Source organism: Geobacillus sp. LYN3 (genome assembly GCF_003064505.1).
Classification (GTDB): Bacteria; Bacillota; Bacilli; order Bacillales; family Anoxybacillaceae; genus Parageobacillus_B; species Parageobacillus_B toebii.
In genome coordinates this window covers 2,151,998-2,177,109 of the sequence record NZ_QCWL01000001.1, presented here as the reverse complement: position 1 = coordinate 2,177,109, position 25,112 = coordinate 2,151,998, and the positions used below count along the sequence as shown (strand labels likewise).

Annotated in this window: 27 protein-coding genes, 1 pseudogene and 1 CRISPR repeat array (1 of these 29 cut by a window edge); of the genes and pseudogenes, 19 read left to right on the top strand and 9 right to left on the bottom strand. The window is 43.7% G+C overall.

Annotation, left to right across the window (positions count from 1 at the left end; translation table 11 throughout):
- A CRISPR array of direct repeats spans positions 1-2,621; the repeat unit is 29 nt; unit sequence GTTTTATCTGAACGTAGTGGGATATAAAG; it reaches 269 nt to the left of the window's first position.
- Positions 2,622-2,921: 300 nt separating this feature from the next.
- Positions 2,922-4,193 (top strand): MDR family MFS transporter, encoded by a 1,272-nt coding sequence (locus tag DCC82_RS11300; protein ID WP_108430369.1) that lies wholly within the window; start codon positions 2,922-2,924, stop codon positions 4,191-4,193.
- 225 nt (positions 4,194-4,418) lie between these two features.
- Positions 4,419-5,183, top strand: a complete 765-nt coding sequence (locus DCC82_RS11290) for a TcaA second domain-containing protein (protein ID WP_062677968.1) — start codon at positions 4,419-4,421, stop codon at positions 5,181-5,183.
- A 35-nt stretch (positions 5,184-5,218) separates the two neighbouring features.
- On the opposite strand, the gene DCC82_RS11285 is transcribed toward DCC82_RS11290, so the two are convergent.
- Both DCC82_RS11285 and DCC82_RS18590 read right to left on the bottom strand, forming a co-directional pair.
- Positions 5,219-5,881, bottom strand: coding sequence for an SIMPL domain-containing protein (locus DCC82_RS11285; protein WP_015864161.1), 663 nt, complete (start codon positions 5,879-5,881; stop codon positions 5,219-5,221).
- Positions 5,882-5,900: 19 nt separating this feature from the next.
- Positions 5,901-6,035 carry a hypothetical protein gene (locus DCC82_RS18590; RefSeq protein ID WP_015864160.1) on the bottom strand — a complete coding sequence of 45 codons (135 nt, stop codon included), beginning with the start codon at positions 6,033-6,035 and terminating at the stop codon, positions 5,901-5,903.
- A 222-nt stretch (positions 6,036-6,257) separates the two neighbouring features.
- Here DCC82_RS18590 and DCC82_RS11280 point away from each other — a divergent pair, with 222 nt between their 5' ends.
- On the top strand, positions 6,258-6,890 hold the full coding sequence (locus tag DCC82_RS11280; RefSeq protein WP_015864159.1) for a 5-bromo-4-chloroindolyl phosphate hydrolysis family protein: 633 nt from the start codon (positions 6,258-6,260) through the stop codon (positions 6,888-6,890).
- A 16-nt stretch (positions 6,891-6,906) separates the two neighbouring features.
- On the top strand, positions 6,907-8,097 hold the full coding sequence (locus DCC82_RS11275) for a toxic anion resistance protein (protein WP_089097787.1): 1,191 nt from the start codon (positions 6,907-6,909) through the stop codon (positions 8,095-8,097).
- 29 nt (positions 8,098-8,126) lie between these two features.
- On the opposite strand, the gene DCC82_RS11270 is transcribed toward DCC82_RS11275, so the two are convergent.
- Complete coding sequence (locus DCC82_RS11270) at positions 8,127-8,588, bottom strand: YndM family protein (protein WP_081188905.1); 462 nt, start codon at positions 8,586-8,588, stop codon at positions 8,127-8,129.
- A gap of 27 nt (positions 8,589-8,615) precedes the next feature.
- Positions 8,616-8,744 (bottom strand): hypothetical protein, encoded by a 129-nt coding sequence (locus tag DCC82_RS18585; RefSeq protein ID WP_255265206.1) that lies wholly within the window; start codon positions 8,742-8,744, stop codon positions 8,616-8,618.
- A gap of 149 nt (positions 8,745-8,893) precedes the next feature.
- Between DCC82_RS18585 and DCC82_RS11265 the strand changes: the two genes are divergently transcribed.
- The gene (locus DCC82_RS11265) at positions 8,894-9,091 is read left to right on the top strand and encodes a YozQ family protein (RefSeq protein WP_108430368.1); all 198 of its coding nucleotides are present in this window, start codon (positions 8,894-8,896) and stop codon (positions 9,089-9,091) included.
- 362 nt (positions 9,092-9,453) lie between these two features.
- On the top strand, positions 9,454-9,861 hold the full coding sequence (locus tag DCC82_RS11255; protein ID WP_015864154.1) for a VWA-like domain-containing protein: 408 nt from the start codon (positions 9,454-9,456) through the stop codon (positions 9,859-9,861).
- 65 nt (positions 9,862-9,926) lie between these two features.
- Here DCC82_RS11255 and DCC82_RS11250 read toward each other — a convergent pair whose 3' ends face one another.
- Complete coding sequence (locus DCC82_RS11250; protein WP_015864153.1) at positions 9,927-10,421, bottom strand: PCYCGC domain-containing protein; 495 nt, start codon at positions 10,419-10,421, stop codon at positions 9,927-9,929.
- 147 nt (positions 10,422-10,568) lie between these two features.
- The gene (locus tag DCC82_RS11245; protein WP_097354622.1) at positions 10,569-11,543 is read right to left on the bottom strand and encodes an ABC transporter substrate-binding protein; all 975 of its coding nucleotides are present in this window, start codon (positions 11,541-11,543) and stop codon (positions 10,569-10,571) included.
- A 182-nt stretch (positions 11,544-11,725) separates the two neighbouring features.
- Between DCC82_RS11245 and DCC82_RS11240 the strand changes: the two genes are divergently transcribed.
- The 13 genes and pseudogenes from DCC82_RS11240 (at position 11,726) to DCC82_RS11180 (ending at position 22,151) form a co-directional block, all read left to right on the top strand.
- Positions 11,726-12,727: a FecCD family ABC transporter permease gene (locus DCC82_RS11240; RefSeq protein ID WP_097354621.1), complete on the top strand. Its 1,002-nt coding sequence runs from the start codon at positions 11,726-11,728 to the stop codon at positions 12,725-12,727.
- Positions 12,724-13,770, top strand: a complete 1,047-nt coding sequence (locus DCC82_RS11235; protein WP_108430367.1) for a FecCD family ABC transporter permease — start codon at positions 12,724-12,726, stop codon at positions 13,768-13,770. The genes DCC82_RS11240 and DCC82_RS11235 overlap by 4 nt, the downstream gene beginning before the upstream one ends.
- Positions 13,771-13,788: 18 nt before the next feature.
- On the top strand, positions 13,789-14,604 hold the full coding sequence (locus tag DCC82_RS11230; RefSeq protein WP_108430366.1) for an ABC transporter ATP-binding protein: 816 nt from the start codon (positions 13,789-13,791) through the stop codon (positions 14,602-14,604).
- On the top strand, positions 14,601-15,347 hold the full coding sequence (locus DCC82_RS11225; protein ID WP_015864148.1) for an IucA/IucC family C-terminal-domain containing protein: 747 nt from the start codon (positions 14,601-14,603) through the stop codon (positions 15,345-15,347). The genes DCC82_RS11230 and DCC82_RS11225 overlap by 4 nt, the downstream gene beginning before the upstream one ends.
- 152 nt (positions 15,348-15,499) lie before the next feature.
- Positions 15,500-17,516, top strand: a pseudogene (locus DCC82_RS11220) (EAL domain-containing protein).
- A 93-nt stretch (positions 17,517-17,609) separates the two neighbouring features.
- Positions 17,610-18,221, top strand: coding sequence for a sporulation-specific diadenylate cyclase CdaS (gene cdaS, locus DCC82_RS11215; protein ID WP_015864146.1), 612 nt, complete (start codon positions 17,610-17,612; stop codon positions 18,219-18,221).
- A 14-nt stretch (positions 18,222-18,235) separates the two neighbouring features.
- Positions 18,236-18,541 carry a DUF5634 family protein gene (locus tag DCC82_RS11210; protein ID WP_015864145.1) on the top strand — a complete coding sequence of 102 codons (306 nt, stop codon included), beginning with the start codon at positions 18,236-18,238 and terminating at the stop codon, positions 18,539-18,541.
- A gap of 115 nt (positions 18,542-18,656) precedes the next feature.
- Positions 18,657-19,121: a GNAT family N-acetyltransferase gene (locus tag DCC82_RS11205; RefSeq protein ID WP_108430365.1), complete on the top strand. Its 465-nt coding sequence runs from the start codon at positions 18,657-18,659 to the stop codon at positions 19,119-19,121.
- Positions 19,122-19,221: 100 nt separating this feature from the next.
- On the top strand, positions 19,222-19,401 hold the full coding sequence (locus tag DCC82_RS11200; protein WP_133066519.1) for a hypothetical protein: 180 nt from the start codon (positions 19,222-19,224) through the stop codon (positions 19,399-19,401).
- A gap of 6 nt (positions 19,402-19,407) precedes the next feature.
- Positions 19,408-19,980: a histidine phosphatase family protein gene (locus tag DCC82_RS11195; RefSeq protein WP_015864142.1), complete on the top strand. Its 573-nt coding sequence runs from the start codon at positions 19,408-19,410 to the stop codon at positions 19,978-19,980.
- Positions 19,977-20,996: a S66 family peptidase gene (locus DCC82_RS11190; protein ID WP_097354616.1), complete on the top strand. Its 1,020-nt coding sequence runs from the start codon at positions 19,977-19,979 to the stop codon at positions 20,994-20,996. The genes DCC82_RS11195 and DCC82_RS11190 overlap by 4 nt, the downstream gene beginning before the upstream one ends.
- Before the next feature lie 29 nt (positions 20,997-21,025).
- Positions 21,026-21,649: a histidine phosphatase family protein gene (locus DCC82_RS11185; RefSeq protein WP_015864140.1), complete on the top strand. Its 624-nt coding sequence runs from the start codon at positions 21,026-21,028 to the stop codon at positions 21,647-21,649.
- 43 nt (positions 21,650-21,692) lie between these two features.
- Positions 21,693-22,151, top strand: coding sequence for a hypothetical protein (locus DCC82_RS11180; protein WP_187252136.1), 459 nt, complete (start codon positions 21,693-21,695; stop codon positions 22,149-22,151).
- Between the two features lie 387 nt (positions 22,152-22,538).
- Here the strand turns inward: DCC82_RS11180 and DCC82_RS11175 are convergent, their stop codons facing one another.
- From DCC82_RS11175 to DCC82_RS11165, 3 genes are read right to left on the bottom strand one after another with little or no spacing between them, the layout of a single operon-like run.
- Positions 22,539-23,894 (bottom strand): nucleoside recognition domain-containing protein, encoded by a 1,356-nt coding sequence (locus DCC82_RS11175; RefSeq protein ID WP_233253036.1) that lies wholly within the window; start codon positions 23,892-23,894, stop codon positions 22,539-22,541.
- A gap of 7 nt (positions 23,895-23,901) precedes the next feature.
- Positions 23,902-24,636 carry a FeoB small GTPase domain-containing protein gene (locus DCC82_RS11170; RefSeq protein ID WP_015864137.1) on the bottom strand — a complete coding sequence of 245 codons (735 nt, stop codon included), beginning with the start codon at positions 24,634-24,636 and terminating at the stop codon, positions 23,902-23,904.
- Positions 24,623-24,883 carry a FeoA family protein gene (locus tag DCC82_RS11165; RefSeq protein ID WP_062677947.1) on the bottom strand — a complete coding sequence of 87 codons (261 nt, stop codon included), beginning with the start codon at positions 24,881-24,883 and terminating at the stop codon, positions 24,623-24,625. The genes DCC82_RS11170 and DCC82_RS11165 overlap by 14 nt, the downstream gene beginning before the upstream one ends.
- Positions 24,884-25,112 lie beyond the last annotated feature (229 nt).

The following is a 25,112-nucleotide window of genomic DNA, read 5'->3' as shown; positions in this document are numbered from 1 at the left end:
CGTAGTGGGATATAAAGACAAGTGTCCATTTTTTCTTGTCAGCGAAAGGAACGTTTTATCTGAACGTAGTGGGATATAAAGCCGTTACCCCTTCGATTAAGTCGGCATATGGCTTGTTTTATCTGAACGTAGTGGGATATAAAGTTGTTGGTAAAAAACTTACTGACAAAGGATTTTAATATGTTTTATCTGAACGTAGTGGGATATAAAGCACGGCACTATACATCACCTTTCCGTCATCAAATTCAAGTTTTATCTGAACGTAGTGGGATATAAAGGCGGCAACGGTCTTTTGCACAATTTGAACGAATTGTTGTTTTATCTGAACGTAGTGGGATATAAAGATTTCTTGGTCATCTCCGCCTAACACAAACGCTTGGTTTTATCTGAACGTAGTGGGATATAAAGTTGATTGACACAGGCCGCTTGGTAGGTGCTATCCGCGTTTTATCTGAACGTAGTGGGATATAAAGAGTGTAGCTTCCAATCGGCAGCGGCGCTAACTGTGCGTTTTATCTGAACGTAGTGGGATATAAAGACGTGATCGAATTCAGCCGTAAGGACGACGAGAAAAAGTTTTATCTGAACGTAGTGGGATATAAAGTAGCATCCGTCATTGCATTAGCAGGCGATAGAGTGAGTTTTATCTGAACGTAGTGGGATATAAAGAAGAAGAATAGCCACAAAACTGCGCCGTAAGTCACGTTTTATCTGAACGTAGTGGGATATAAAGTTGCGACAAGCATAGGAATCGTAAATAAACTGTTTATCGAGTTTTATCTGAACGTAGTGGGATATAAAGTCGGCATGGAGTTTGCTGGACTGATTCAGAAGAAAAGTTTTATCTGAACGTAGTGGGATATAAAGTCTCTTCATCGCTGATATACGGCACTTGAACAATCTTGTTTTATCTGAACGTAGTGGGATATAAAGATTCATATGCCAACACCGAGGTAACAGGGAACACCGTTTTATCTGAACGTAGTGGGATATAAAGACAACGGTTATGACGGAGAATTAGAGTTGGCCAACGTTTTATCTGAACGTAGTGGGATATAAAGACGCATCATTTAACACTGATTCTTTCGTCTTCACCTGTTTTATCTGAACGTAGTGGGATATAAAGCCTTTTTTGTTTTAAAACGGCAACGCACTTCCGAAGTTTTATCTGAACGTAGTGGGATATAAAGAATGTTATCTTTGCTATGTTCTTCGCACCGACTATAAGTTTTATCTGAACGTAGTGGGATATAAAGACGATGCCACAATTGTGTGCCTGGCGCCATATATTCCACGTTTTATCTGAACGTAGTGGGATATAAAGTTTGTATACGTTGTCACACCGAATGATCGCTGCATGTTTTATCTGAACGTAGTGGGATATAAAGCCATTCACAAAGGCTTCACTGTACTACCTTCCAACCTGTTTTATCTGAACGTAGTGGGATATAAAGTGAATATAAATTCTTCGAATCAACTTCTGTACAATTGCGTTTTATCTGAACGTAGTGGGATATAAAGATCAGAAAATGAAAGACTTCGACGAGAGAAAACACTTTCGTTTTATCTGAACGTAGTGGGATATAAAGGTCTTTCGGTTTCTCTTTGCATACTCGGTAATCCGTTTTATCTGAACGTAGTGGGATATAAAGTGTCTCCGACTGCATAGAATTCAATATCCGAAATGACACGTTTTATCTGAACGTAGTGGGATATAAAGACGTGTTGAAGGATCCTTTTCTACCCACGAACGAGTTTTATCTGAACGTAGTGGGATATAAAGGACTGTGAAACCCATTTCTTTTAGTCGTTTCTGCACGTTTTATCTGAACGTAGTGGGATATAAAGTTCGATGGTGAAGTAATTGAGATTAGTGACGAAGAGTTTTATCTGAACGTAGTGGGATATAAAGTGTCTCCGACTGCATAGAATTCAATATCCGAAATGACACGTTTTATCTGAACGTAGTGGGATATAAAGCGAGAAGGCATTAGAGGAGTTTTGTGATGGGTTGCGTTTTATCTGAACGTAGTGGGATATAAAGTATGGATATGCCTAAACTCTTTAAAATCGGCGTTTTCGTTTTATCTGAACGTAGTGGGATATAAAGTGCGCTGATGGTGGAGCTTGGGGAGTTGGCTAATTGTTTTATCTGAACGTAGTGGGATATAAAGCATTTAATAAAGGTTGGAGAAAATTCATGGTTGGCCAAGTTTTATCTGAACGTAGTGGGATATAAAGCTACCTCGGACTCATCAACCCAATCAGCAGCAAATCGCGTTTTATCTGAACGTAGTGGGATATAAAGTCGTTTATTTCTGTCACGATATAGCGGCGGTTTTTATGTTTTATCTGAACGTAGTGGGATATAAAGAGGACATCAACAGTAGAGTACTTATTTGTAATACGTTTTATCTGAACGTAGTGGGATATAAAGTAGTTGTTATTGCCTCGAGGCATAAATCCGTTTTTGTTTTATCTGAACGTAGTGGGATATAAAGCTGGAGAAAATATTGCAAAAGGCCAACGGACTCCGTTTTATCTGAACGTAGTGGGATATAAAGCATATACGAGAAAGAACAAGCCAAACAGGTTTTATTTGAACGTAGTGGGATAGGGATATAAAGATAAAATAGACATTTGTGGTGTATTTTTTATTCGCTTTATTTGAACATAGTTTTTTGTCTTTTTAGAGTATTATTTGAACGTAGGGGAAAGTAAAAATGAAATACATGCCATAACACGAATTGGTCATTTGTGATTTATCCAACATGAAGTAGAGCTTTACTATTATTCAAAATAGAAAAAATATGTTATATGAAAGGATGAAAGACAAGCATTAATGATATAATTGGCAGAAGATGTATCATCTGTTTTTCACTAGTTATCTTACAAGACAGAAAGAATGAGTGGGGGTCAACATGAGAATACGCGACTGGGATTGGAATTTAAAGGTGCGCTTATTTGGCGAGGCGCTCGTCCATATCGCATTTTGGATGTTTTTTCCGTTTATGGCGATATATTTTACTGAGTCATTTGGAAAGGATAAAGCAGGACTATTATTGATTGTTTCGCAAATTTTTTCCGTGATCGCTAGTTTGATGGGCGGATATTGCGCGGATGTATTCGGACGCAAGCGGATGATGGTGTTGTCTGCCTATGGTCAAGGGGCAGCGTTTTTCTTTTTTGCGCTTGCTAGTTCTCCGTGGTTTACTTCGCCGTTCGTGGGGTATCTTTGCTTTACGATCGCCGGAATTTGCGGGGCGTTTTACTGGCCCGCAAGCCAGGCGATGGTTGCCGATGTGGTGCCGGAAGAACATCGCAGCAGCGTCTTTGCCGTGTTTTATATGTCCATCAATGTTGCTGTTGTGGTCGGACCGATTATTGGCGGGGTGTTTTATGAACATTATCTTTTTGAGTTATTGCTTGCTACGGCATTTTTGTTTCTGTTTCTCGCTGCGGTATTGACAAAATGGCTTCGTGAGACTGTGCCCGCGCGTGAAAACGGAGAGCTGGTGCACGGGAAATGGTATGAGTTTTTGTGGCAGCAAGTCCGTCAGTACAGCGTGATTGTGCGCGACCGAATATTTCTATTGTTTATCATTGCAGGTATTCTTGTCGCACAGACGGTTATGCAGCTGGATTTACTGATTCCTGTGTATACAAAAGATACGGTGGAGAGGCAAACGTTATTTTCCTTCGGTGATTGGTCGTTTACGCTTACTGGAGAGAAAGCATTTGGCCTTCTTATTTCCGAAAACGGCTTGCTTGTTGTGCTGTTTACCGTGTGGGTAACGAAATGGATGGAACGTTATCATGAACGGACGGCGTTTGTTGGGTCGTCCATTGTTTATGGAATTGCGATTTTTTTGTTTGGACAAACGACATCGATTTGGGGACTTATTTTGGTGATGGGATTGTTTACGTTTGGGGAGCTGATGACAGTAGGAATCCAGCAAACGTTTATTTCCAAGCTTGCTCCGGAGGAGATGCGCGGGCAGTATTTTGCGGCTGCGAGCTTGCGCTGGACGATCGGACGGGCGATTGCCCCGCTTTCGATCACGGCAACGATATGGCTCGGGTATGAATGGACGTTTTTCTTGTTAAGTATGCTTTCTTTCATAAGTGCGGCCTTATATATGATTATGTTTCAATTGCTTGAAAAACGGCAAACACACAAAGCATTAACATAATGTTCAAAACCAATGAAGGTGACAGGTGCAAGCGCCTTGTTTGTGCGCAACTAAAGAATGAAGGCTGGAAACCAACCGCATCGCCAAGTGCAAAACATTGGCATGCGGTTTTGTACACGTTTTATAATAATAAACACTAGGGCATACTGGTTGTTTTCGTAACATAGATTCCCTGATTCTGGCATAAAGATGAACTAGAAATAAAGACAGGAGAGGGGAAGCACAGTGAAACAACAGGTGTCTCTCGATGAAACGATAAGGGGGTCAAATCGTACAGAAACAAGAACCGAGGGAAGCGGCACAGCGATGTTAGCGCGCTATGAACAGAGAAAACAAGCGCGTCTTTTTATGCAAAAGCGGCGAAAAAAATATTATCGCCTCATTTGGCGCATCGCTCTCGCTGTCATGGCGGTATGGGGCATTGGAGGGCTGATTTTAAAAGGATATGGAGCCCTCAAAAATACTGCGGAGAGAGAAGTGGCGATTATGCGGTTGGAACAAGCTTTAAAAGACGAAGATATCGCCGATTTGAAAAAGTATATCCGTATTCCTGATGAGTCGCTTTCCGTCAATGAAACGACGCTTCAGCCTTTATTCGCCTATTTAAAGGATCATCCGAACGCGTATGAAAAGTTAGAGAAGGACTTTGAGAAACAGCAGAAAATGAAGCACGTATATATAAAAGGGCTGACGTCAAAACCTCCTATTTTTACCATTAAAGTATATGGAGATCGCTACGTTTTTGAACCGACCTTGTACTTTTTTAACATTCGTTTGAATGAGCCGGATGATAAAATTATCATTAATGGCAAGGAAGTAAAAGGAAAACCGACAAAAGATCCATTGGTGAAAAAGGTCGGTCCGTATTTGCCTGGGACATATACGATTACTAGCGTAAAAAAGGACGGGGAAAAACGTGAAAAACAAACAAAAAAAGTTGCTTTATTTGGCGGTTCACGAGTACATGAAGTGGATTTGACGAGAGAATGATGGAGATCCTTCACGAAGTGGAAGGATCTTTTTGTCTAATATGGGAATACGGCCTGCACTGTAGCGGTGATGATAATATCTTGCGTCTGAATCGGCGTGACTGCTTTTGAGGCGGCTAGCGTTGCGATGGAGGAAGGAGTGCGCGGAATCGATGGAGCGACGCTTTCTTCTGTTACTTGGATCGGTATGTCGTGCAATGGAAGACCGAGAGTGCGGGCAATCACGATGGCTTTTTCTTTCGCGTTTTTTACGGCAAGAGAAAGTGCTTGCTGGTAGTACGGTTGTTCATTAGCGAGGCGGAATTGAATGTGGCGGGCAATGTTTGCGCCGTTTTGGACAGCGGTATCGTAAATGTTGCCGACGGATTTTGGATCTTTGACGGTAATGTCGAAAATATGCTCTACTTCATAGCCGATTAAAGCGGCATTTCCGTTAGAGTAATCATATTTCGGATAAATCGAAAAGGAAGCAGTATCGATATTTTCTTCCCTCACTCCAATTGCTTTCAGCGCGTGAATCATGGCATTCGCTCGTTTTGCGTTTTCTGCGAGCGCTTCGTGTACGTTTTTATGTTCTGTTCGTACTCCGAGTGTAATGATGACCGTATCGGGTTTCGTAATGATGGTCCCTTGTCCGGTGACCGTGATCGTTTTCACGGCTGGCTTGCTTCTTTGAATCGGCATATACCATTCTTGCATCATGATTCTCCTTTCATTTTTATGCTGCTTTATTATTATCCTCATAATCGTTGATGCTCCAATAGTAAACGCGCGGCAGCCCGATATAGCACCAATATTCTTTTAATAACGTGGCACCGACAAAATATACCATTTGCCAATCAATATGTTTCATGCGGCCCAGCTCCTTTGTATATGCTTTTTGTTACAGCATATTCGTCCGTTATGTTGTCCTATGCGCGAAGAGGTGATAGATCCATGACAGCGTCACAAATTTTCCATATGAACTCTAACGATTACCAGTTAGATAAATGAAACAAAATCGGCAATTGACACGTATGAAAGAAAATGGACATGCTATAATGAAAGTAAATAGATCAGGAGAAAGGGATGGACGATGAAACAGTTGCTTAGAACGTTATGGCGCTGGTTTGTTTCTTGGAATGTAGGTGTTATAGTGGCGGTAACAACGTTTTTTCTCACTGATTTTCGCTTTTTTCCTTCCTTTTTATCCGGAATGGGAGCAATGCTTGCTACATCGTTCGTGATGAAAAAGAGGGATGGAAAAATTACGCCGGGAGGGCTTTTAAAAGAAGAGAAAGTGTATATTCACTCACAGCTTCATGAGGCGCGGAAAAAATGGAAACAAATGCGCATCGCTCGTTTCCGCGTTCGCTCCCTTGTCATGTGGCAAAAAATTTCGCGAATATGTACGGCTGTCGATAAAATGATTCGCGCGGTGGAACAACATCCACATCAATTTCGTCTTGCCCAATCGTTTTTCTTAAACGAACTGCCAATGGCGGTGACGATGATCGAAAAATATGTTTATTTAATCAATCAGCCTGTACGCAATCAAGAGATGAAAGAGGCGTTATGGAAGACGGAACGGCTTCTTGATGAAGTAGCCGCTTCAGCGGAGCGGCGGTTATTGGAGATACTTTCGAATGATGTGTTTGATTTACAAGTAGAAACGAAACTGCTCGAGCAGTCGTTAGAGCAACAAAAGCTGCCAGAAACGATAAAGTGAAGAAAGGAGAACGACTATGAAACCGTCTGATCACATGCCGGCAAACGATCTTCGCGAGCAGTGGACAAGCTCGCTGGATTCGCTTTTGGAAAATCCGTTTTCCTTACCGAATGAACAAGAGGAGACGGATATTCATAAACAAACGCAGCCGACAAGACTGATCGATACGTTAAAGCCGGAACATCGCGACAAAGCACTGCAGCTTGCGAAACAAATCGATCCGCGCAACCAGCAAGCCATCATTCAATACGGGGTTGCGGCGCAGGCAGAGCTGTCGAAGTTTTCCCATACGATTTTACATCATGTGCAAACAAAAGATGCAGGGCCCGTTGGGGAAGTGATCAGTGATTTAATGACGAAAATTAAAGAAGTGAATCCGGATGACTTGCTTCCGGCGAAAAAAGGATTGTTTGCGCGGCTGTTTGGCTCTGTGTCAAAATCGCTGCAAGGCATGATCGCGAAGTATCAAAAAATTGGCGTGGAAATTGATAAAATCGCCGATCAGCTCGAAAAGCACCGTCAATTGCTGTTTCGCGACATTATGATGCTAGAAACATTGTACGAAAAAAATAAAGAATACTTTGATGCGCTTAACATTTATATCGCGGCGGCAGAGCATAAACTGGAAGAATTGCGGACGAAAGTGATTCCGGAAAAACGCGCCCAAGCAGAACGGGCAGGAAACCAAATGGAAATGCAAGAAGTGAATGATTTGTTGCAGTTTGCCGATCGGCTGGAAAAACGTATCCACGATTTAAAATTAAGCCGGCAAGTAACGATTCAAACCGCACCGCAAATCCGCATGATTCAGCATATGAACCAGACGCTGGTCGAGCGCATTCAATCCTCGATTTTAACCGCGATTCCGCTATGGAAAAACCAAGTTGTGATCGCACTGACGTTATTCCGCCAGCAAAAAGCGGTCGAGGCGCAAAAACAAGTAACGGAAACGACGAACAATTTGCTACTTCGCAATTCGGAAATGCTGAAAACAAACAGCATTGAAGTCGCGAAAGAAAATGAACGTGGGCTCATTGATATTGAAACGTTGAAAAAAACGCAGGAAAATTTAGTGACAACATTAGAAGAAACGTTAAAAATCCAGCAAGAAGGCCGTCTCAAACGGCAGCAAGTAGAACGAGAGCTCGTTACGATGGAAGAACAGCTGAAACAAACGTTGTTGTCATTAAAGCGAGACGAGCGATGAATAAAAAGCTGACCTCTTATCGAGTGAGGTCAGCTTTCTTGTTTGTCTTCCTCTTGGTCTGTTGCGCTTCGAACATCGAATTCTTCCGCAATTTCTGTTTGCAGCCCTCGCCGCATAGAATGTTCTTTTTTCTCATCTTGATGGCGAAGAACGATTCGATTCATATAGGCGTGAAACAATATTTCGCCTAGTGCGACAAGCAGTGCGGAAAAGAATGCGGCGTTTATAACAGCAGCACCGCCAGCATTGTAAAAAATGCCGATTCCGATCCATACGCCGACAAAAGCGAGGCCAAAATCGGCAATCACCGCTGATAAATTGCCAAAACGCGGAAGAATGTATAAATCGCCGAGCGCATAAGCCACAAGCGTCATCCATAAGCTGAACCATAACAGTTCCGCTGAGGAAACGCGCAAAAATAACGGGATCATCGCAAAAAAGACAGTGGCAAGCAACATGTATTTCCATGCAAGAGCGAGTAAATGTCTCATCGCTGAACGTCATCTTTTAGCAAACAATTATTCAGCCGGAAAATTTGGTCCTTCTAGTTTTTTATCCCCGTATCCGGATTGTTTCTCCATCTCTTTTTCCGGTTGGCGGTCTTTTTGTTGTTGTTCGATGCTCTTATTTTGTTTTTCTTGTTTCAAGTTGCGTTCATCCTCTCTTATCATTCTTTATCATTAGTTTGTCTTTTTAGTGTGAACGTATACATGTAAATAACCATAAACTCCCTCTTTTTATTTTTTCTGATTGTTCCACATTAATAATGAGTAGAATGAACAAGGAGGCATGAATAATGAAAAAACAAGAAAACATAAATATTGCGGGAAAACAATATGATCCGTCTGATTATGAACGTACTGATTCTTTATCTTCCGTGTTGGCGACAACGCACGAACAAGTAAGCGATGTGTATATGGAAGGGACAGTCGATGGGGTCATTGAGGATGTAAATGGAAAAGATATTCCCCTTTCTGGACAAAATGAGCAGTAAGCAAAGGCGTCAAGGTGTGAAAATGCCTTGACGTTATTTCATCTTCTCGATTTATAATAAAAGTTGTACATCGTCACCAGGGAGAGAGACAAAAGTGTGGTTGGCTGCTTCTGTATTCACCGCTGTTTGTTTCGGCATTAACAATACGCTGTTGAAGTGGAGCACGCGCCATTCGATGTCGAAACTACTTATTTAAGGAAAAATTGAAATCATACCAGCTTATTGGAATTATTACTGCGTTATTCGGATTGATTTTGACAAAATTGTAGGAGAAAGAGGAAAGAAAAACAGTTCGTACTCAGCTTCCTTCCCGTCCATACTAATACTGATTTTGTCACATCATATTAAGGAGGCTGATGATCGTGAAATGGCAAAGGGCGCTTCTTTCATTGCTGAAGGAACGAAAAGATCATTCCATTGCCTTGGCGATTGATACATCTAATCGTCCATCACGTCCGATTTTAATTCAAAATATTGTTAAGCTGTTTGAAAAAGTAAGACCGGATACATTGTTAGTACAGGCCGATTTTAAAATTCGTGACGTGTCTCCCGTTGGAATGGCGGCTATTAAATATTTTAAACATGGAAAATCGTCATATACGGAAGTATTGGAATGGGCAAAAGAACAAAAAATCGATACGCTTTTTTACATTACCGATGTGACCGGATATTTTTACGAAGAATTGGAAGTGGATTATGAAGTATTTTGGCTCGTTCCTGATGATTATACGCCGCGTGTGCCGTTTGGCAAACCAATCCGTGTGGCGTAAGCGGACAGAATGAGGCTGTCGCAAAAGGTCGTTAAACCGACCTTTTGGGGACAGCCTCTTTTGCATTACAGCGGTTTCGTTGGTGTCGGTTCCGCGTAGCCTTCTTTATATTTCTCGTCAATCATTTTCCGTATTTCTTTGATCGATTTGCCTTGGTCATATTCTACAATCGCTTCTTTTGCGATTTCAAGGCATACACCACATTTTGTTCCGTGATCATCCCAAACGATGGAGCCATCTTTTTTCGTTTCATGAACGAAACAATCGTAGTTATTTTTATGACCCGCCGCTTCTCCGCAGCCGCAGTAGCAAGGAATATGCTCGAGCAAGTCTTTATGCTTGGCGGCTTGCTGATACAAAACAGCCATATCTTCTTCAAAATTGCTTAAAAAGGTTGGAAGATGGTCGATCGATTTTGTCGTTTCGCGGATATCCCCGGAATTGGTTGTATATGTCATGGAATGGTCATGCTTTGTTTCGCTTGCTTTGTCATCGGAGCAAGCGCCCATGATGATGCCAAATGAAAGCAGACACGCTGCCATAATGGCGGTGCGCTTCATGCCATCGTCATCCTTTCTATAATAAACTTGTACTTTCAATCTAACATAGTGCAGCGGAAGCGGCAACGTTTTTCTGTCGACAGCGCTGTTGATGGAGGCTGCTTGCACAAAAAACTGCCCTGCGTATGCAGGGCAACTTTATTGCATTCATTGTTGTTGCAAGAAATATTTTTCGATATCGTCGAGCATTAAATGGGCAGCGAGCACACCGCCTGCCGTATTCCAAATCGTGTCGCTCACTTTGTACACTTTTCCTTGTTTTGCGACGTTTAAGCTTTTAAAGAGCGGATCGTTAATCCATTCTTTTTCTAGTTTGCTTGCTTCTCCGTCTCCTGTTTCATAGGTGAAGTAGAAGAGGATATCGCCGTCCATCGCCGGGATGCGTTCTTTCGTTACACCCATTTCGGCAAAGTCGTTGACATTTTGCGATTCCGGACGGGAAAATCCTAGCTGATCTAAAATGACACCGGAGAAGGAGTCTTTATGATAAATGCGGACATCTCCTGCCATAAAGCGAACGATGGATACTTTCATTTTCAATTTATCGCCTAATTTTGCTTTTAAGTCTTCAATACGCTTGTCATATTCAGCGATGACTTCTTTTCCTTTTTCTTCTTTATTCACAGCTTTGGCATAGAGCATAAAATTATCTTTCCAGTTGCCGCGAAGCGTTTCGGAAAAAACAGTCGGGGCAATGGCTTTTAGCTGTTCGTAAATTTTTTCATGGCGCAGTTTATTGCCGATAATTAAATCCGGTTTTAATGCCGCGATCGCTTCTAGGTTTGGTTCTGCTTCCGTTCCAAGCTCCTTGACGCCTTCCATTTTGTCTTTAATGTGATCGTACCATGGGTTGCCTGTCCATGATTTGACGGCGCCGACCGGTTTGACGCCTAACGCCAATAGCGCTTCGGTTCCTTCATTCGTTAAAATGACGACGCGCTCCGGTGTTCCTTTTATTTCTGTGGTGCCCATGGCGTGTTCAATGGTATAGGTTGTTTCTGTTTGTTTTTTATTGCTGTTCGTTTGTTTTGGATCTGCCTCCTCATTTTTGCCGCAGCCGCCGAGAATGGCAAGAAGAGAGAGAACGGCGGCAATGAGAAAAGAGAGTTTAGATTTGAACATTATGTATCCCCCTTTAATTTATTTGATAATGATTTTCATTTATACCGAAAATAATAAATGATGTCGATAATCATTGTCAATAAAAAATATGGGTGAAAATAAAATAAAAAACCATTGACGTTGAGAGTCATTATCAAATAGACTTATCGATAGAGATAGATAATATATAAGGGAGATTTACGATGTTAGCCACAAACCAGAAGAAATCGATTGGCTTGTTTATACTATGTTTGTTGTTGATTACAACCATTTGGATGAGCATCATTTACGGATATACCGATACAAGTTGGAAAATTGCGATAGAGGCATTTACAAACAATAACGGTTCGAATGCTCATATCATTATTGAAACGGTTCGTCTGCCGCGGGCGCTGATTGCCGCAGCGGTAGGAGCGAGTTTAGCAATGGCGGGAGCGCTCATGCAGGCGCTGACGAAAAACCCGCTTGCTTCTCCGGGAATCTTCGGCATTAATGCGGGAGCTGGCTTTTTTATCGTTCTATTTGTGACCTTTTTCCAAGTACATTCGCTTCAAATCTTTACATGGCTGGCTTTTAGCGGTGCTGCGCTGGCAGCGGCAATTGTGTTTATGATTAGTGCAGTGGGAAAAGATGGGGCAACCCCCTTGAAATTAACACTTGCTGGTACAGCAGTCGCTGCCTTGTTTGCTTCGTTAACACAAGGAATGTTAGCAGCGAATGAAAAGGCGCTTGAAGAAGTGCTATTTTGGCTGGCCGGCTCGGTATCCGGACGGAAGCTGGAAATGTTGACAGCAGTTCTTCCATACTTTATTGTTGGCTGGCTTGGATCGCTGGTGCTTGCACAAAAAGTGAACATTTTAATGATGGGGGATGATGTGGCGAAAGGTTTAGGACAGCGCACGAATGCGGTGAAAGCAGGAGCAGCGCTCCTTGTCGTATTGCTTGCCGGCAGTTCGGTCGCCATTGCCGGACCGATTGGATTTATCGGCATCATCGTTCCTCATATTGCGCGTGCGCTAGTTGGCGTGGACCATCGCTGGGTATTGCCGTATTGTTCCTTAATCGGAGCGATTTTATTAATTGCGGCCGATATCGGGGCGCGCTATATTTTAATGCCGCGCGAAGTTCCGGTTGGAATTGTGACAGCGTTCCTCGGCGTTCCGTTTTTTGTTTATATTGCCCGCAGGGGGATTATAGCGAAATGAAGAAGTATACATCGTTGCGATTCGGGAAATCGATCTCATTTTTAGTTGATAAAAAAGCAATAATCATTAGTTTGATATTATTAGCGGTTAGCGTAGCTGTGTTTCTGGTAAGCGCTGGAAGGGGCGAAATGTATATTTCCCCGTTGGAAGTAGCGAAAACGCTGTTTGGAAATGGTTCGGACATGAACGAAATCGTTATTTATACGTTTCGCTTGCCGCGCATTTTTGTCGCATTGTTCGCGGGGATGTCGCTTGCGGTGGCAGGAGCGATTTTACAAGGGATGATTCGCAATCCGCTCGCCTCGCCAGATGTGCTCGGTATTACAGGAGGTGCCGCTGCGGCAGTAGTAACGTTTTTGACGTTGTTTAGCGATGAAAACCATTCCTTGACTATTAGTATTCATTGGCTGCCGTTCGCTGCTTTTCTTGGCGCAACGGTAACGGCGCTTCTTGTCTATGTCCTTTCATGGAAAAATGGAATAGCGCCGCTAAGGCTTGTATTAATCGGAGTTGGAATATCGGCGCTCATGCAGGCGTGCACTACGTTATTGATGATTACCGGACCGATTTATCGGGCGAGCCAGTCGAATGTCTGGATTACCGGAAGCGTCTACGGCGCTTCGTGGAAACATGTCACACTGCTTGCGCCATGGGCTTTGGTTTTGTTAACCATCAGTTTTTTATCAGCGCGAAAAATGAACATTCAAGAATTAGGAGATGAACTGGCAATCGGCGCAGGAGTTTCCCTGCAAAAGCAACGTTTTTTCCTTCTTTTATTAAGCACTGCCTTAACGGGAGGAGCGGTCGCTTTTGCGGGGGGCATTGGGTTTGTCGGATTAATGGCGCCGCATATGGCAAGAAGGCTTGTCGGTTCTTCGTTTGGCGCACTTCTTCCTGCATCCGCGTTATTAGGAGCCATTTTAGTGATGGCGGCTGACCTTGCCGGACGCACATTGTTTGCGCCGATGGAAGTTCCTGCCGGGGTATTTACGGCGGCAGTTGGGGCACCGTATTTTATCTACTTATTATATAAAAACCGATAATATAAAGGGGTGGAAGAAATGAACGCCTTACAAGCGAAACAACTTACGCTATCTTATGGAAACGCGATTATTATTGATGAGCTAGATTTAACGATTCCAAAAGGAGAAATTACTGTATTTATTGGTGGAAATGGCAGCGGCAAATCGACGTTATTGCGCGCTTTAGCACGGCTTTTGAAACCGGCGGGCGGTGCGGTTTTGCTGGAAGGAAAGGAAATCGCGAAATTGCCGACCAAAGACGTGGCGAAAAAGCTAGCGATATTGCCGCAATCACCAACTGCTCCGGAAGGGTTGACGGTGCTGCAGCTTGTTAAGCAAGGGAGATATCCGTACCAAACGTGGCTGAAACAATGGAGCGAAGAAGATGAAAAAGCGGTGCGGCGTGCGCTCGAAGCAACGAGGATGACAGAATTAGCGGAGCGTCCGGTCGATTCGCTTTCAGGGGGACAGCGGCAGCGGGCTTGGATTGCGATGACGCTGGCGCAGGATACGGACATTATTTTATTGGACGAACCGACGACGTATTTGGATATGACGCACCAAATTGAAATTCTTGATTTATTGTTTGAGTTAAACGAGAAGGAAAAGCGCACGATTGTCATGGTGCTTCACGACTTAAACTTGGCTTGCCGCTACGCTCACCATATTGTGGCGATTCGCGATAAAAAAATATATGCGCAAGGAAAACCGGAAGAAATCATTTCCTGTCAATTGGTGAAAGACGTATTTCAAATGGATTGTCAAGTGACATATGATCCGCTATTTGGAACTCCACTTTGCATTCCATATGGAAAAGGAAGATGCATTCTACAGAAAGAAGGCGTTTCATCATGATTCTTTCCGCGGAGGAAATAAAGGTATTAGAAACATATCGGATTTCAACCGTTCAAACCAATTCGCCGCTATCGATTCGCTTGGATCGTCTGTCTGAGGATAGCGTGCTCATCGATTATGTAGCAAAAGTGCGCGACAGGCTTGGCGCTGCCAATGACGCTGTCGCGGCATCGATGTTGATCAAACGATATAGCTTCCTTGTCGCGATGTCGCTTTATGCGATGTCCGTTTGGAATAAACGGCTTGTGCTGTCACCAGAGCGGATTTGGATGGAAACGGACGATCATGATGATAGGTGGCTGCCGACTTTTCGTTTTGAGGAGCCCAAGACAGAAATATGCACGGGCTGTCGTGATCAATGGCGGGAAGAGACGGTGAGACAGCTATTTGCGGTGCACCTTTTCCCGCTGATAGAAAAATTGCGGAAAATCACAAAAATATCTGCCCATATATTATGGGAGAATATCGCGATTTACATTTATTGGCTGTATGAAACGCTTATGAATGATGAAACCCTTGCCCATGTCCACGAACAGCTTTGCGATGATTTTCATTATCTCGTTCACGACGCAGATGGAGCGTTATTCGGCACTCCTCGACAAAATCCGTTAAAACGATTTTGGAAAGGAAACGCTCATCCGAGACAGCGGTCAACATGTTGCCTTTATTACCAAACAGATGGAGGAACACATTGTCAGACATGTCCTTGTATAGCTAGTCAGCGCTGTCAGGCGATCAGCTGATAACCTGATGAAGCAACATCGCAAAAGCGGTGTTGTTTCTTTTTTTTCAAGAAATTTTCGCGAATTTTGTTGATTTTTGTATATGTTTTCGTAAAAATGAAAGTATACAAGGCAGCTTTTCTTAAAAACTATCATTGAGAGGTAATTGCTTCATGACAGGTAAGTATGCTGCTTTTTTCCATCACTTTACCGAGGCAGTCGCGATTTTAAATACAGAAGGATATGTCATTTATACGAATCCTGCGTTTCAAGCACTGTTAGGTACAAATGGCAGCGGCGCGGTACGACACGCCCATTTTGAAACCATTGCTGAGATGGAAACCATCGTAGTAGAACCGTTATTGCAATCGGTTAGAAACGGGAAATCCATACATAATGTAGAATGGACGATTAAAAAAGCGGATGACCGTATCGTTCCAGTAAGTGCTGTTTTTTCGCCGATTGTAAATGAACAAGGAGAAATCGATTCGATTTTGTGCGTATGCCGCGATGTGACGAAGGAAAAGAAACTAGAACGAGCATTGGAAGAAAGCAAACAACATTGAACATTCTACGGATTATATTCTTATTTTTTCCAATAAACGTGAGTTATTATACATACCATCATCTCTTGAGAAAGTAGGCACGGCAATTCACCAATATTCGTATGAAGATATCTTACAATTTGTGCATCCTGATGATTTGCCGAACATTGTGAGAAAGTTTGATGAGCTATATCGTACATATGACACTCAAATCGCTGAATTTCGCAAGCGCGATAACGAAGGAAAATGGATATGGATGGAAGCGCAAGGGAAAGCGATTGTGAATGAACAAAATGAACTTGATTATGTGATTGTGACGGTGAAAAACATTGGCGAACGGAAAAAATACGAGGAAAAGTTACGGCAGCTTGCCTACTTTGATTCGTTAACAGGCATTGCGAACCGCAGCTATTTTGAGAGATACATAAAGCAACTGATCGAAAGCCAAACCGATTTTGCGTTATGTTATTTGGATTTTGATAAATTTAAATGGATTAACGATCACTTTTCCCATCAAGCGGGCGACTATTTTTTGCAGGAAGCGGTAAGAAGGGTGCAAAGCGTGCTGCGCTCCGAAGATTTTTTTGCGCGCATTGGCGGAGATGAATTTGTGCTTTTGCTTCCGAACATAGCAAAAGAAGAAGTGACGAAACTCGCCGATGAGCTTGTTCAAACGTTTCATAAGCCGTTTTATTATGAAAAACAGCTTATTCAGTCTACGCTATCGATGGGAATTGCTTTTTTTCCAAAAGATAGCGACCGAATCGAGCAGGTCATGAAATACGCCGATCAAGCTCTATATAATGTGAAAAAAAGAGGAAAAAATGGTTATGAGTTTTATCGACCGACGCAAAATCGGAAAGCGATCATTGAACAAGATTTGCCGTTTGCGATTTTGCGTGAGCAATTTTATTTATGCTACCAGCCGAAAATTAAGCTTGGCAGCGGCACGACGATGGGAGTGGAAACACTGTTGCGTTGGCGCCACCCATCGCTTGGAGAAATTCCCCCGCTCGACTTTATTCCACTTGCCGAACAGAGCGGATTCATTTTTGAAATTACGCTATGGGTGCTTGAACATGCGTGCCGCCAAGTGAAAGAATGGCAGACGCAGTTCCCGGGGCTGAAATTAGCTGTCAACTTATCGCCGTTTTTATTAAATCGAACGGAATTGGTTCAGCATATTGTCCATATTTTACGGGATACGCATTTTGCGCCAGAGCATTTAATTTTGGAAGTGACAGAAAGCGGCTTGATGGAAAACTTTGAAACGGGCAAGCATATTTTAACTCAGTTAAAAAATATCGGCGTGCAAGTAGCCATTGATGATTTCGGCACAGGATTTTCTTCGTTGGCGTACATTCGGAATCTGCCGGTGTCTTTATTAAAAATTGACCGCAGCTTTATTCAAGGAATTGCGGAGAACTCGAAAGATGCAACGATTGTCGATACGATTATTCATTTAGCGAAAAGCTTGGATATTCAAGTATTGGCGGAAGGCGTCGAGACGTATCATCAAGTAGCGCTTCTCCAACAGATGGATTGCGACTTTGCCCAAGGATTTTACTTTAGCAAGTCGTTAGAAGCCGAGAAGTTGCAAAAATGGCTAGAAGAGTATATGGTATTTGATTCTCATCCCTTCTAATGAATACATTAGAAGGGATTTCCTATTATTTCCGTCCGTTTTTCATTATAAATGTCGCACACTAATAGTAACAAACAGCGATGGGGGAGTTCCATGATTCAAGAGTTTTTACCGCTTAATCAACCGATGAAAGAGCAAATAATTCGTTCACTGCGCGACATTACGGAGGAGGCGGAAGCAATCCGCCAATCGTTAATGATGGATGAGTGCTGTATATTGTCGCGTTTAGAAACATTGCAAAAGCATATCTTGGATGTACAAACAGCGGCCGCTTCTTTTTATTTGCATTCTTATTTAGCGGAATATACGCCGCATTATGACGATTTGTCCCTTGCGGCAAAACATTTGGCGGAACGCCGTCATGGTGCTCTCATCGTTATTGAGCGAAAGGATTCGCTGGATCATTTATTGAATCATGGTGTTCCTATTGGGGCAAAGGTTTCACATACGTTGTTAGAAACGATTTTTTATCCAGGCAATCCGCTTCATGATGGGGGAGCGTTAATCCGTTATGACGAAATTGTATCGGCAGGCAATATTTTGCCGCTTGCCGAGCATGTGACACCGAAGCGGAAATTAGGTACCCGCCATCGCGCCGCAATTGGGTTAACAGAGCGAAGTGATGCGCTTGTAATCGTCGTCTCCGAAGAAACCGGCGCCATCTCGTTTGCCATTAACGGACGATTATACGTACTCCGTCGATGAGAGGAGGGAGAAAGATGGAATTTGCGCCAAGAAGCGTGATTATCCATGAGTTTATTGACACGCTGCAGCCGTTGATGGATGTTTATCATTTGGACCAAGTCGGCATTTTCGAAGAAGAAGGCACAGGAAACAAGTATTACATCGGCTATACGATCAACAAGGATGATGATATGATTGTCCTTCATATGCCATTTGTCAAAAATGAACGCGGTGAGCTGGCATTGGAAAAACAAGAATGGACGATACGAAAAGATGGACGGGAACAAAAAGGATATCAATTTCTGCAAGAAGCGATGGATGAAATTACTGATAGACGATAACGAAGACGATTGATGCCCTCAGGCAAGATCGTCTTTTTTCGTGAAGCAAAAAGGAAAACAAAGCGATCATCGAGAAGTAAAAATGGATGGCGCATGATGAAACAGAAAGGAAGGCATGATTCAGGAAATAAACATAGAGGCAGGCGAATGGGCGGAGGCGGTGCTGCTCCTTCAATTCCGTTCTTACGCTGTCGAGGCGCGGCTGATCGGATTTCCCGACCTTCCGCCATTGCAAGATACAGTCGCAACGTTACGACGGTGCGGAGAACGGTTTTTTGGATATATGAAGCTGGGACAACTGGCAGGAGCGATTTCCTATGAGCGGACAGAAAAGACTATTCATATTTGCCGCTTGATGGTGGATCCTGACTTTTTCCGGCAAGGGATTGCAAGTGCGCTGATCGAGTTTGTCTGTCGTAAAGAGCGGGATGCTCACGAAATCATCGTGATGACAGGAAGCGCGAACACACCGGCGCTTCGTCTATATGAACGTCACGGTTTTTGTGAAGTCGAACAAATGAGGATGCCGGAAGGAGTTTCTCTTACGAAGCTTATGAAACGGCTGGCATGTGGGGGATAGGATAATAAGGCAAATCATCATGCTTGCGGGCGGCAGATTTTCGATGGAGTCGGGAAATCCGCTGTTAGGCAAGAAAACATTTTTGCAAGGAGCTGCCATAATGGAAAATGGCCGGCGGGTGTGGAAGACATTTATCGATGTCGAAACCGATGAAGAGCGTTTTGTGCAAATTGGCAAGCACTTTGAAAAGACACATCGGCTATGTTGGCAATGCCGAATGCCGCCTGATGAAACAACGGGAGTTGGTCGATTTTACGTTAGACTGGTTAAAAAGGAATGAGGCAAGATGAACACAAACGTATATTTGGTGAGGCACGCCCACTCGATTTTTACGCCTGATGAACGGCACCGGCCGTTATCGGAGCGGGGAAAACAAGATGCTAAGCGCGTCGCGCAAATCTTGAACAAAGAACAAATCGATGTCGTCATTTCCAGTCCGTATGCGCGGGCGATCGAAACGGTGGAAGAGGTTGCGATATATCATCAGCTTCCTGTTATTCTTGTAGACGGATTTAAAGAACGGAAGCTTGCGGCCCAGCCAGTGGCCGATTTTGAGGCGGCGATGGATCAGCTTTGGCATAATGAAGACTTTTCTTTTCAGGGAGGAGAGTCGAATAAAGAAGCGCAGCGGCGGGGAGTAAAGGCGTTTCAAGATGTGCTCGATACATATAGCGGAAAAAACATTGTCATTGGCACACATGGCAATATCATGACATTAATCATGAATTATTACGACTCTTCTTATCATTTTGCCTTTTGGCAGCAGCTGTCGATGCCCGATATTTATCGCCTCACGTTTGATCAGGCGCAGCGTCTCATGGAAGTAAAACGGTTATGGGAGGAGCAGGAGCAGCGATGATAATACGTCCAAAAAGGCTGCAGCGGGGAGATACGATTGGCATCGTTTCTCCTTCGGCAGGGATTGCGGCATTATGCCCAAGACGATTACAAAGGGGCATCAGCGAGTTAGAACGCTTAGGATTTAAAGTCGTCGTTGGAAAGAACGCATGCAAGCGGAATGAGTATATGGCAGGAACGATCGAGGAGAGGCTCGAAGATTTGTATGAAATGTTTGCCAATCCCGAGATTAACGCCATCATTACGACGATCGGCGGAACGTGTTCGCACCAGCTGCTCGAGGAATTAGATTATGAGCTAATCAAAAACAACCCGAAAATATTGATGGGCTACAGCGACATTACGGCGCTTCATGCCGCGATTTATCAGCAGACAGGGTTGGTAACGTTTTTAGGACCGGCCGTGCTGCCGCAGTTTGGCGAATATGGCGGATTGCTTCCCTATACGAAAACATATTTTGAGGCAGTTTTAGTAGAGGCCAAAGCTGTTGAAATCAATAGCTCCGACTGCTGGGTGTTTGAACATTTGAAATGGGACATAGAAGACAATCGTCCGCGGAGCTCTCTTCCAAACAGCGGGATGAAGGTGTTAAAATCGGGATGTGCTACCGGGCGCATTATTGCAGGAAATATGGGAACACTGCTTTTGCTTGCGGGGACGCCGTATTTTCCGAATATGGACGGGGCGATTTTATGCATCGAGGATGACGAGGAAGAAACGCCGGCGTCCATTGACCGCTATTTGACACAGTTGCGCCAAATCGGTGTTTTTCGGCAAATTCATGGTCTTGTCGTCGGAAGATTTCATCCGTCTGTAGGGTTTCAACACCAGCCGGAACTGTTGCGGGACATGTTGTTGCGCTCGACGCGCGGATACGATTTTCCGATTGTGTATGATGCAGATTTTGGACATACCGACCCGATGGCGATTTTGCCAAACGGCATCCACGCCGAATTGAAAGCAACCGATGAAGGGAGCATAGCATTCCGCTTGCTTGTGCCAGCGGTAGAACAATAAGAAACAATATGAACGGGGGAACGATGAGAATGGCAACGTTATATTTAACTAGACATGGAGAAACGCGATGGAATGTCGAAAAGCGGATGCAAGGGTGGCAAGATTCGCCGCTTACGGAAAAGGGGCGGCAAGACGCGATGCGGCTTGGAAAAAGATTAGAAGAGGTTGACTTGACCGCGATTTATGCCAGCACAAGCGGACGAGCGCTCGAAACCGCCCAGTTAATTCGAGGCGAGCGGCTGATTCCGATTTATACCGAAGAACAGCTGCGGGAGATTCACCTTGGCGACTGGGAAGGAAAGACCCATGAGGAAATCAAAGAATTGGATCCTATTATGTTCGACCACTTTTGGAATCATCCGCATTTATACACACCACGGCGCGGCGAGCGGTTCATCGATGTCCAAAACCGGGCGTTTGCCGCCATTGAGCGAATTATCAAACGCCACCCTGAAGGAAACATTTTAATTGTTACGCATGGGGTGGTGTTAAAGACGGTTATCGCTCGTTTCAAAAACATGCCGTTAAAAGAGCTTTGGGCTCCTCCGTATATGTATGGAACCAGCGTTACGACCGTGCAGGTAAACGATGGGAAGTTTGAATTGATTACTGAAGGCGATGTGTCGCATTTGGAAGAAGTAAGGGAAGTATGATTGACCATATCCCGCTCCTTTGTTTTCGAAAAGGAGCGGGTGTATGGTTAAATGCAGCGAAAAGACATTTTTTATCCAGCAAAATGTAATTGGAAGCGTAGTTTCCTCAGGAATAAGCAATATATTTGTTTCCGAATTGGTTCATTTATTAGGCACGATGGAAGATTATATGGAAAAAATGATTCTTTCTCTTAAACAATTAATGGCTTCTTCAGCGTTTAAAATGACCGATTGGAAACAAAACGGCCTATTTTCTGTAATTAAATTGCTTTTGAATGGTAAATTTCGTTCATTGGCCTCGACGGCAAAGAAATATATTGAGGTCAGCAAAAAAGGTGGGCGTTTACTTGATCCAATCTGGACAGATTTAGCTGAAAATTTTGTTACGTTCAAACGTTTTCTGCATTTTCTATGCGATCACGACGTGTGGAAAATACATAATTCATCATCTAACCCACGAGTATTTACAAGTACAATCGGAGAAAGCCCATGCAGGGTGTAGCCCGTCTTTAGACATGGGATGAACCGATTGCTTTGACGTAGTCAAAGATGGTATACTACTCTTATAGAGAAGAAAAATCCAACGTCTTGAATCGGGCGCACAGGGCGATAAGCACCAGTGAGGTGTTTGCCCATGAAAGTCTTGTGGAATTAGAGTCAGTATCCATGCGAAGGTATGGAAGAAGCTCTATAGTACACAAGAACCCCGTGGCTTTAGCCATCGGGAGGTTCAGGTCGGAAACTGATTGAATGGAAGCGATTATCGTATTTAACGGCGAGGGGAAATTTGACAGGACGATGGGTAAACTAACTTGATTAATAGAAAACCATAAAGTTACAATCACACGCAAAAATCCCCGTTTCCTCTAAACAAGGAAACGGGGATTTTTCATACAAAGCCAAACCATTTGGCAAGTTGCGCGGTGAAAAACGTGACAGCAATAGCGATGCTTGTCGGAAGCGCAAAAGCGACAAACGTCCATTTTTTGCTTTTCGTTTCTTTGTAAATATTAACGAGCGTGGTGCCACACGGATAATGAAGCAAGGAAAACAGCATCATATTGAGCGCGGTCAGCCATGTCCAGCCGTGGTCGACGAAAATTTGTTTGAGTGAGTGCAGACCATCGACTTCCGTCAAGGAACCAGTCGATAAATACCCCATTAATAAAATCGGCAAGACGATTTCATTGGCGGGCAATCCTAAAATAAACGCCATTAAAATATAGCCATCAAGTCCAAGCGCTCTAGCAAAAGGATCGAGCCAATCAGCGATATAGGCGAGGACGGTCGTATCCCCGATATGAATGTTTCCTAGTATCCATGTTAATACTCCAGCTGGAGCGGCAACCACAATGGCTCGCTTTAGCACATAAATGGATTTGTCTAATGTGGCGCGAACAATCGTATCCCATATTTTCGGGCGCCGATATGGCGGCAGTTCTAATGTGTAATGGGTGGGGATGCCGCGGAGCGCCGTTTTTGATAGCACCCATGAGACGGTAAGCGTAACGACGATGCCAAACAGCACCATCGCGACGACGACACTAGCAGTGACCAATGTTTTCCATCCGCCAGTGTAGCCTGCCGCCATAAATAAGGAAGACAGCAAGATCAATGTCGGCCACCGTCCATTGCAAGGGACGAAATTGTTCGTCAAAATCGCCAACATTCGTTCGCGCGGCGACTCAATGATGCGCGTTGACATAATAGCCGCGGCGTTGCACCCAAATCCCATCGCCATCGTGAGCGATTGTTTTCCGTGCGCCCCCGCTTTTTTAAACAAGCGATCCATATTGAAAGCAACACGCGGGAGATATCCATAGTTTTCTAGCAATGCAAAAATTGGAAAGAAAATCGCCATCGGCGGAAGCATCACGCTGACGACCCAAGCAGTGCCTCGATATAACCCTAACACAAGCAACCCGTGCAGCCAGTCAGGGGCGTGCAGTGCTTGAAAGAAAAGGGTAAGATATCCTTCAAGCCATCCGAAAAAGCTTGCCAGCATGTCAGATGGAATATTCGCGCCGGCAATCGTTATATAAATAACGACCGCAAGCATCGCAAGCATGATCGGAAATCCCCATAATTTTGAAGTAAAAATGCGGTCTAGCTTTTCCGTTTCGTATTGTTTTGCTTGATTCGTATAGGTAACCGTTTCATTGCAAATCGCTTGGGAGGTGCGAAAAATAGCCGATACGATTTGTTCGCGCGTATCCGCAGGCGCCAGTGCTCGCGCTTCATTCATCAGCTCTTCAAACGGACTTTGCGGTATCGTGGCATGCATATATAGACACCTCCTTTACGGATGGAAGCGGTTGTTGTTGGAGAGCGTGAAGCAAAGACATATCTCCGTCAAGCAATCGAAGCGCGACCCAGCGGGCAGGGTACGCATCGCCAATAACCTCTTTCACGCGTGGAATGAGCTTTTCGATGCATTGTTCAATTTCTGGACTGTACCGGACGGCAATCGGGTTTGTTTTGATTTTTCCACGCACCATCGAATCGATTGTCTTTAATAACGTGTCGATTCCTTCTTTATTGCGCGCGGAAATCGGAACGACCGGCACTCCTAATGTTGCCGCTAGTTTCTCGGTATCGATGCGGATTCCTTTCTTTTTCGCTTCGTCCATTAGGTTCACACAGACGATGACGCTGCTTGTCATCTCCAACACTTGCAAAGCAAGATTTAAATTTCGTTCCAAAGCGGTAGCATCGAGTACCACTATCGTAACATCGGGTTTTTCAAAAATAATAAAATCTCGCGCCACTTCTTCATCCGCCGAATTCGAATAAAGCGAATAGGTTCCGGGCAAATCGATCATTTTATAGCGGTTGTTATTGTACGTAAAAAATCCTTCCGCATGAACGACCGTTTTTCCCGGCCAATTTCCGGTATGCTGACGCAATCCGGTCAAAACGTTAAACAATGTGCTTTTTCCTGTGTTCGGATTTCCCGCAAGTGCGATTGTATATTCATTTGTGGACATCGCGTATCCTCTCCCCATAAATATGGTCACTTTCTTCTTTCCGCAATGCAATCGTTGTGTTGCTGACACGATATGCGGTTGGGTCTCCCAGTGGGCTTTTTTGCAGAACGCTTATTTCGCATCCTGGGACAAATCCTAAGTCAAGCAATCTTCGTTTCATTGTTCCATCTTGTATGTCAAGCTTCACAATACGGAAACGTTCTCCTTCTTCTGCCTCGGATAAACGTTGCAATTTTACTGAAGGCATAATAGTTTCCTCCTTATCAATAAATTGCGTTAAGGTTATAATTTTGCACCAAACCAAACTTTATTTTTTATCTTATTCCGCCTTCTTTGTTTTGTCAATCATTTTGTTTTTTGGTTTTACGACGAATTTTTTCATTATCTTCACGAGAACATCCGCTGGAAGCCCACTGCTTTAGCTGTGGGAGGAAGGCGGGGTTTATATTTTTAGTATATATTGAATTTTTCGTTCA

Bases quoted from the DNA above. Each gene is read 5' to 3' on its own strand.
- DCC82_RS11300 (WP_108430369.1), top strand. From the start codon at position 2,922: ATGAGAATACGCGACTGGGATTGGAATTTAAAGGTGCGCTTATTTGGC.
- DCC82_RS11285 (WP_015864161.1), bottom strand. From the start codon at position 5,881: ATGCAAGAATGGTATATGCCGATTCAAAGAAGCAAGCCAGCCGTGAAA.
- DCC82_RS18590 (WP_015864160.1), bottom strand. From the start codon at position 6,035: ATGAAACATATTGATTGGCAAATGGTATATTTTGTCGGTGCCACGTTA.
- DCC82_RS11280 (WP_015864159.1), top strand. From the start codon at position 6,258: ATGAAACAGTTGCTTAGAACGTTATGGCGCTGGTTTGTTTCTTGGAAT.
- DCC82_RS11275 (WP_089097787.1), top strand. From the start codon at position 6,907: ATGAAACCGTCTGATCACATGCCGGCAAACGATCTTCGCGAGCAGTGG.
- DCC82_RS11270 (WP_081188905.1), bottom strand. From the start codon at position 8,588: ATGAGACATTTACTCGCTCTTGCATGGAAATACATGTTGCTTGCCACT.
- DCC82_RS11265 (WP_108430368.1), top strand. From the start codon at position 8,894: ATGAAAAAACAAGAAAACATAAATATTGCGGGAAAACAATATGATCCG.
- DCC82_RS11250 (WP_015864153.1), bottom strand. From the start codon at position 10,421: ATGAAGCGCACCGCCATTATGGCAGCGTGTCTGCTTTCATTTGGCATC.
- DCC82_RS11245 (WP_097354622.1), bottom strand. From the start codon at position 11,543: ATGTTCAAATCTAAACTCTCTTTTCTCATTGCCGCCGTTCTCTCTCTT.
- DCC82_RS11240 (WP_097354621.1), top strand. From the start codon at position 11,726: ATGTTAGCCACAAACCAGAAGAAATCGATTGGCTTGTTTATACTATGT.
- DCC82_RS11235 (WP_108430367.1), top strand. From the start codon at position 12,724: ATGAAGAAGTATACATCGTTGCGATTCGGGAAATCGATCTCATTTTTA.
- DCC82_RS11230 (WP_108430366.1), top strand. From the start codon at position 13,789: ATGAACGCCTTACAAGCGAAACAACTTACGCTATCTTATGGAAACGCG.
- DCC82_RS11225 (WP_015864148.1), top strand. From the start codon at position 14,601: ATGATTCTTTCCGCGGAGGAAATAAAGGTATTAGAAACATATCGGATT.
- cdaS (WP_015864146.1), top strand. From the start codon at position 17,610: ATGATTCAAGAGTTTTTACCGCTTAATCAACCGATGAAAGAGCAAATA.
- DCC82_RS11210 (WP_015864145.1), top strand. From the start codon at position 18,236: ATGGAATTTGCGCCAAGAAGCGTGATTATCCATGAGTTTATTGACACG.
- DCC82_RS11205 (WP_108430365.1), top strand. From the start codon at position 18,657: ATGATTCAGGAAATAAACATAGAGGCAGGCGAATGGGCGGAGGCGGTG.
- DCC82_RS11200 (WP_133066519.1), top strand. From the start codon at position 19,222: ATGGAAAATGGCCGGCGGGTGTGGAAGACATTTATCGATGTCGAAACC.
- DCC82_RS11195 (WP_015864142.1), top strand. From the start codon at position 19,408: ATGAACACAAACGTATATTTGGTGAGGCACGCCCACTCGATTTTTACG.
- DCC82_RS11190 (WP_097354616.1), top strand. From the start codon at position 19,977: ATGATAATACGTCCAAAAAGGCTGCAGCGGGGAGATACGATTGGCATC.
- DCC82_RS11185 (WP_015864140.1), top strand. From the start codon at position 21,026: ATGGCAACGTTATATTTAACTAGACATGGAGAAACGCGATGGAATGTC.
- DCC82_RS11180 (WP_187252136.1), top strand. From the start codon at position 21,693: ATGGTTAAATGCAGCGAAAAGACATTTTTTATCCAGCAAAATGTAATT.
- DCC82_RS11175 (WP_233253036.1), bottom strand. From the start codon at position 23,894: ATGAATGAAGCGCGAGCACTGGCGCCTGCGGATACGCGCGAACAAATC.
- DCC82_RS11170 (WP_015864137.1), bottom strand. From the start codon at position 24,636: ATGTCCACAAATGAATATACAATCGCACTTGCGGGAAATCCGAACACA.
- DCC82_RS11165 (WP_062677947.1), bottom strand. From the start codon at position 24,883: ATGCCTTCAGTAAAATTGCAACGTTTATCCGAGGCAGAAGAAGGAGAA.